Here is a 6,103-nt window from a genome sequence, read left to right as displayed (position 1 = left end):
CCCTGGGGGGGCCGCCCGGTGCCCCGGCCGGGCAGGCCGACGCAGGTGCACCACCGGTTCCGGGAACCGCGGCCGACCAGGGCGGGCCGGACGACTGGCCCGAGCCGCCCGAGGGGCCGGAGCCGGACGACTGGATATAGGCGGACCGCTGGACAGGGCTTGGGGTGCCGTCCACCGTCCCTCCTGCGCCCTTACCCCAACGCCGTCAGGCCCGGGGCGAACGTGATCAGGAGCGGCACCAGGGGGACCAGGGCGGCCACCGTGGTCGTCAGGGCACGGTGGCGGCGGCCAAGGCGGGGCGGGGGTTGCAGAAGGCGGTCTACGCGTTCGCCGAGGAGGCGGTGGCTGGAGGCGCAGGACAGGACTCCGCGGTGCTGGTTCAGCTCGATCAGCGCCAGGGCGGTGGTGAGGTGGCCGCAGCGGCGGGAGGCGGTGTCGTCGGCGGCGAGTTCGACCAGACGGCGGGTCTGGTCGCAGAAGTGGGCGAACAGTGGAACGCGGGGGAAGCCGGTGGCAAGGGCGGTCGAGAGGTGCAGCAGCCAGTCGTGGTGGGCGCGGGCGTGTCCGCGTTCATGGGTGAGGACGGCGTCCAACTGGTGGTCGGTGAGGCGGTGCAGGGCGCCGGTGGTGACGACCAGCTGGGGCGGGTGGCCCGGCAGCCACCAGGCATCGGGGTACTCGTCCTCCAGGACGAGCAGCGGGCCGCGGGCGGCCGGGAGGCCGGCGGGCAGGTCGGGGGCGCGTTCGCGCAGGTGGGCGCGGGCCTGGGTGCGGCGCCGCCGGGCCTCGACCAGCTCCCGGGTGAGCATCGCGGTGGTCCAGGCGGCACCGCAGGCCAGCAGCAGGGTGAGCGCGGCGGCCCAGGGCGGCGCGGCGGAGAGGTCGTACGCCGCGGTGACATGAGGCGGTGCGGGAGCGAAGACCTGGTCGCGGACGGTCTGGAAGACGGCGGCCGCGCCCAGGAGGAGGGCGGCCAGACAGCACAGCAGGACGGTGGCGACCAGGCACTGCCATACCCACAGCCCGACCACGGGCTCCCGTTCGGGCCACGCGGCCCGGGTCAGCGCACGGGGGGCCGGTACAGCGGCCGTCAGGGCGACGACGCTCAGCAGGAGCAGGCAGACGGTCATGCCACGGGCTCCGGATCCTGGTCGGGAGTAAGGGCGGCTCGGGTCGTGCGGTGGGGGCAGCGGCCGCGCCTGCCGACCGCGTCCCGCGTCCCGCCTCGCGCACACCACCCACCGCCAGTATGACGGCGCCGGGCACCCGGAGTCAGCGCTCGAACCGGCGTTTGCCCGAAAAGCTCACCACCCGCCACCCCACAGCTCAGCCCGCGACGACCCTCCCGCTCACCTCCCCCAACCCCACCCGGACTCCGCCCGCCCCCGGTGCCCAGGCCGACAGCGTCACGACATCCCCGTCCTCCAGGAACGTCCGCTTGCCGTCGGGGAGTTCGAGTGGGTTCCGACCGTTCCAGGTCAGTTCGAGGAGGGAGCCGCGTTCGCGTTCGGTCGGGCCGCTCACCGTGCCCGAGCCGTACAGGTCGCCGGTGCGCAGGGATGCGCCGTTGACGGTCATGTGGGCGAGTTGCTGGGCGGCCGTCCAGTACATGGTGGAGAAAGGGGGTTCCGAGATGACGTGACCGTTGAGAGCGACGGAGATGCGCAGGTCGTAGCCGCCGGGTTCGTCGTCCGTGTCGTCCAGGTACGGCAGGAGGGGATGGGTGCGCTGCGGTGGGGCCACTCGTGCCTCGTCCAGCGCGTCCAGCGGGGTGATCCAGGCCGACACCGACGTGGCGAAGGACTTGCCGAGGAAGGGGCCGAGGGGGACGTACTCCCAGGCCTGGATGTCGCGCGCGGACCAGTCGTTGAGGAGGCACAGGCCGAAGACGTGGTCGCGGAAGCCGGCCAGCGGAACGGGTCGGCCCAACGGGGACGGGGTGCCGACGACGAAGCCGACCTCCGCCTCGATGTCCAGGCGGACGGACGGCCCGAAGACGGGCGCGGGGTCGGTCGGGGCCTTGCGCTGGCCGGAGGGGCGGATGACATCCGTGCCGGAGACGACGACCGTGCCGGAGCGGCCGTGGTAACCGATCGGCAGATGCTTCCAGTTGGGGGTGAGTGAGTCGGCGGCGTCGGGGCGGAAGATCTGGCCGACGTTCCGGGCGTGGTTCTCTGAGGCGTAGAAGTCGACGTAGTCCGCGACCTCGAAGGGCAGGTGCAGGGTCACCGAGGAGAGGGGGTGCATCAGGGGCGCGAGGGTTTCGCGGTGGGACGGCACCGTCACCCAGGCGGTCAGCGCGCGCCGGACGTCCGACCAGGCGGTGCGGCCGGCGGCGAGCAGTGGGTTCAGGGTGGGCCGGGCCAGCAGGGCGGCATAAGGGGAGCCGAGTGCCAGTGCTGCCGCGCCGGCGTCGAGGACGTGGTCGCCGAGGCGGACGCCGACGGTGCGTTCGGTGGACCCGGCGGGTGAGAAGACGCCGTACGGAAGGTTGTGCGGACCGAAGGGGTCGCCCTCGGGGACATCGAAGGGGGGCATCGGGGTGCTGCCTCACTTTCGTACGTGCGGTCCATGCGGTCGCGGCACACGTTACGGCTGCGGCGGCCGTCTTGGGCAGTGACTTAAGCGCGCAAAGAGTTCGCAATGTCCGGAATGGGGGAGTCATGCATATCCGTGACCTCGTCCCGCTGTCCGTGACCCGCTGTCCGCAACGCGCCTTCGCCCGGCCGGTGGCCGGCGCCGAGGAGTCGGACCACTGAAATGTGGACAGGTGGAAGGGAGTTGGGGATGAACGGCGTGGGTGTGGTGTCCGTATTCTCTGATCATGGCCGCACCCATCGCATATGCCGAGCGCACCGCGTACGCCCTCATCGCCACCGACCTGGACGGAACGCTGCTGCGCGGCGACGACACGGTCTCCGACCGGTCGCTCACCGCGCTCGCGCGGGTCTCGGCGGCCGGTGCCCGGCATCTGGTGGTGACAGGACGGCCGGCGCCCAGGGTGCGGCCGCTGCTGAAGTTCCTGGGTGGCGGGGGGCTCGCGGTGTGCGGGCAGGGCGCGCAGTTGTACGACGCCGGCGTGGACCGTCTGCTGTGGTCGGTCACCCTGGACCGGGAACTGGCCGAGACCGCGCTCGGCAAGATCGAGGCGGAGGTCGGTACGGTGTATGCGGCCGTCGACCAGGACGGCGTCGACGGCCTGACGCTCATCGAGCCGGGGTATCGGATGCCGCACCCGACGTTGCCGGCGGTACGGGTCGGCCGGCGTGACGACCTGTGGTGCGAGCCCATCAGCAAGGTGCTGCTGCGTCATCCCGCCCTGTCCGACGACGAGTTGGCGTCGGTGGCCCGTTCGGTGGTGGGTTCGCTCGCGACGGTCACCATGTCGGGGCCCGGGACGGTCGAGCTTCAGCCGTCCGGCATCACCAAGGCGACGGGGTTGGCGCTGGCGGCCCGGCATCTGGGGCTGCGCCCCGAGGACACCATCGCCTTCGGAGACATGCCCAACGACATCCCGATGTTCGACTGGGCCGCCCACGGCGTCGCCATGGCCAACGCGCACCCCGAACTGAAGGCGGTGGCCGACGAGATCACCCTCTCGAACGAGGACGACGGCATCGCCGTCGTCCTCGAACGGCTCCTCACCGAGGCCCTGCGCCCGCAGCGGCTCAGCGGGCGCAGGGCCTCGGTGGGTACGAAGGTTCAGTAGGCGCGAAGGGCTCAGTAGGCGCCGAAGACGTTGTCGATCGAGCCGTAGCGGTCGGCCGCGTAGTTGCAGGCGGCGGTGATGTTGGCGACCGGGTCGAACGGGTCGTACGGCGTGCCGGGCACGTGGTACGCGGCGAAGGTGGGGTCGATGACCTGGAGCAGGCCCTTGGACGGGGTGCCCTTGGCCGCGTTGGAGTCCCAGTTGTTGATGGCGGCCGGGTTGCCGGACGACTCGCGCATGACGTTGCGGTAGATGCCGTTGTAGGAGCCCGGGATTCCGTGCTGCGCCATGATCGCGAGCGACTCGCGGATCCAGCCGTCGAGGTTGTCGGAGTACGCCGTGGTGGCGGTCTTCGCGGTCACCGCGGCGGGGGTGGCGGCCGATGCGGTGCTCGCACCGATGAGCGGCAGGGCGAGCACGGCCGCGCCGGTGCCGGCGACCGCGAGCTTGCGGGCTATGCGGGCAGTGCGGGTGCGGCGGGGCTGACCGTTTGCAGGCATGGGCTTGTTCCTCTCCTTCGCCTGCGAGGTGAGCTGTCGGGTTCGGGCTGGGAGGTGCCCGGCCGCGCCCTTGCGAGCGCAACTTCACCCCAAGCCGTTCCGGTGCGTCGTACGACGTCCGGCGCGGCGACTTACCTGGGTCCCCCGCTCCTGCCGTGCGTGAGTGGTCTCGTCATCGGTGGTACCGGGCGGCGGCAGGATTCGGCGTCCGCCCGACTGGCCCGGAACGTATGCGAGAGCACATGTCGGAAACAAGTAGCGGGTTCACACAACATGCTGTTTGATCTTTGTCTGGGGTGTTTTGTCAGCTTGATCCTTTGCGTATGCCAAGGCTCAACTCGCAAGCCGGGAAAGCCGGATGATTGGCGACCGCGTGGAACCTGTGAACGGGTGAAGGTGAGTCATGTCACGCACGAGCGCAAGAGTGGTAAATCGGACAATGAGCTCAAGTGCCTATTAATCAGGTGTGCATGGGATGCGCTTCCCTCAGGTGTGATGGGAGGGAGCCGGTCACCCGAATGGCCGGAGGCGAGACGGCGTGGCGGGGGTATTACCGGACAAAGCTCACCTATTCGGCTTAAGTCGATAAATAACTTCTCGTATCAACTGATCGAAAACATACCGCTCGTGATCCGATACAGCCCGGCCTGTAACCCCGGGCGCCCTCGGTGATCGAAACGTGACCGGATACGCTGACTTGAGTGAAGGCAGCGACGTATCGACAAACCGCGTAACCGCCGGTAGACACCAGCAGACAGGAGACCCCTCGTGACCGTCGTCGGGCCGTTCGGGCTGAGCGTGCGGGACCAGGCTCTGGAAGCCGATGTCCAGGCCGGATTGGCGGCTGTCGAGGAAGGGTTGCTCGAAGCCACCAAGAGCGAGGTCCCGTTCATCACGGAGGCCGCGCAGCACCTGGTGCGGGCCGGAGGCAAGCGGTTCCGCCCGCTGCTGGTGATGCTCGCCGCGCAGTTCGGTGACCCGTACGCGCCCGGGGTCGTGCCCTCGGCCGTGGTCGTGGAGCTGACCCACCTGGCGACGCTGTACCACGACGACGTGATGGACGAGGCAGAGGTGCGGCGCGGGGTACCGAGCGCGAACGCCCGCTGGGGCAACTCGGTCGCGGTCCTCACCGGCGACTTCCTCTTCGCCCGTGCCTCGCACATCCTGGCCGACCTCGGTCCGGAGGCCGTGCGGGTGCAGGCGGAGGCGTTCGAACGGCTGGTCACCGGTCAGATCCTGGAGACGGCCGGGCCGTCGGACGGGCGCGACCCGGTCGAGCACTACCTGGACGTACTGGCCGGCAAGACGGGGTCGCTGGTGGCGGTCTCGTGCCGCTTCGGCGCGATGATGTCGGGCGCCGACGAGTCGCTCGTGAACGTCCTGACCCAGTACGGCGAACGACTGGGCGTCGCCTTCCAGCTCGCCGACGACGTCCTGGACATCGCGTCCGACTCCCACGAGTCCGGGAAGACGCCGGGGACGGATCTGCGGGAGGGCATCGCGACCCTGCCCGTGCTGCGGCTGCGCGAGCGCGCGGCCCGGCTGGGGCTGGCCGAGGACATCGCCCTGTGCGAGCTGCTGGACTCCGACCTGACGGACGACGCCCGGCATGCGCAGGCGCTGGCCGCGCTGCGGGCGCACCCCGCGCTGGAGCAGGCACGGCGGGACACCGTGCGGTACGCGGAGGAGGCGCGGTCGGCGCTTGCGCCGCTGCGGGAGTGCGATGCCAAGGCAGCGCTCATCGAACTGTGCGACGCGGTGGTGCACCGCGCGGGATAGGGCCTGGCCAGCGGATCGCCGGAGACCCGGCATCGAGGCGGCGCCTCCCCTACGACCCCTACGGGTCGGGGGAGGCGCCGCTCGCTTGTGTCATACCGCAGCAGTACGCGGAGTT

5 protein-coding genes and 1 riboswitch are annotated in these 6,103 nt (G+C 70.6%); of the genes, 2 read left to right on the top strand and 3 right to left on the bottom strand.

Annotated features, from left to right (window positions below):
• Positions 1–191 precede the first annotated feature (191 nt).
• Both ACTWQJ_RS02640 and fahA read right to left on the bottom strand, forming a co-directional pair.
• Positions 192–1,130: a M56 family metallopeptidase gene (locus ACTWQJ_RS02640; protein WP_443304982.1), complete on the bottom strand. Its 939-nt coding sequence runs from the start codon at positions 1,128–1,130 to the stop codon at positions 192–194.
• Positions 1,131–1,326: 196 nt separating this feature from the next.
• Positions 1,327–2,538 carry a fumarylacetoacetase gene (gene fahA / locus ACTWQJ_RS02635; protein ID WP_443304981.1) on the bottom strand — a complete coding sequence of 404 codons (1,212 nt, stop codon included), beginning with the start codon at positions 2,536–2,538 and terminating at the stop codon, positions 1,327–1,329.
• A 286-nt stretch (positions 2,539–2,824) separates the two neighbouring features.
• Between fahA and ACTWQJ_RS02630 the strand changes: the two genes are divergently transcribed.
• A complete protein-coding gene (locus tag ACTWQJ_RS02630) occupies positions 2,825–3,709 on the top strand; it encodes an HAD family hydrolase (RefSeq protein ID WP_443304980.1) in 885 nt (294 codons plus the stop codon).
• 11 nt (positions 3,710–3,720) lie between these two features.
• On the opposite strand, the gene ACTWQJ_RS02625 is transcribed toward ACTWQJ_RS02630, so the two are convergent.
• Positions 3,721–4,209 carry a transglycosylase SLT domain-containing protein gene (locus tag ACTWQJ_RS02625; RefSeq protein WP_443304979.1) on the bottom strand — a complete coding sequence of 163 codons (489 nt, stop codon included), beginning with the start codon at positions 4,207–4,209 and terminating at the stop codon, positions 3,721–3,723.
• A 3-nt stretch (positions 4,210–4,212) separates the two neighbouring features.
• Positions 4,213–4,385: riboswitch (cyclic di-AMP (ydaO/yuaA leader) on the bottom strand.
• Between the two features lie 592 nt (positions 4,386–4,977).
• Between ACTWQJ_RS02625 and ACTWQJ_RS02620 the strand changes: the two genes are divergently transcribed.
• Positions 4,978–5,988, top strand: a complete 1,011-nt coding sequence (locus ACTWQJ_RS02620) for a polyprenyl synthetase family protein (protein WP_224740033.1) — start codon at positions 4,978–4,980, stop codon at positions 5,986–5,988.
• The last annotated feature ends 115 nt before the right edge of the window (positions 5,989–6,103 follow it).

This window comes from Streptomyces sp. KR55 (genome assembly GCF_052245645.1).
Lineage (GTDB): Bacteria > Actinomycetota > Actinomycetes > Streptomycetales > Streptomycetaceae > Streptomyces > Streptomyces flavusporus.
This window is presented reverse-complemented; position numbering and strand designations above follow the sequence as displayed.

Excerpts from the sequence above, each read along its gene's own strand:
- ACTWQJ_RS02640 (WP_443304982.1), bottom strand. The coding sequence starts at position 1,130 with ATGACCGTCTGCCTGCTCCTGCTGAGCGTCGTCGCCCTGACGGCCGCT.
- fahA (WP_443304981.1), bottom strand. The coding sequence starts at position 2,538 with ATGCCCCCCTTCGATGTCCCCGAGGGCGACCCCTTCGGTCCGCACAAC.
- ACTWQJ_RS02630 (WP_443304980.1), top strand. The coding sequence starts at position 2,825 with ATGGCCGCACCCATCGCATATGCCGAGCGCACCGCGTACGCCCTCATC.
- ACTWQJ_RS02625 (WP_443304979.1), bottom strand. The coding sequence starts at position 4,209 with ATGCCTGCAAACGGTCAGCCCCGCCGCACCCGCACTGCCCGCATAGCC.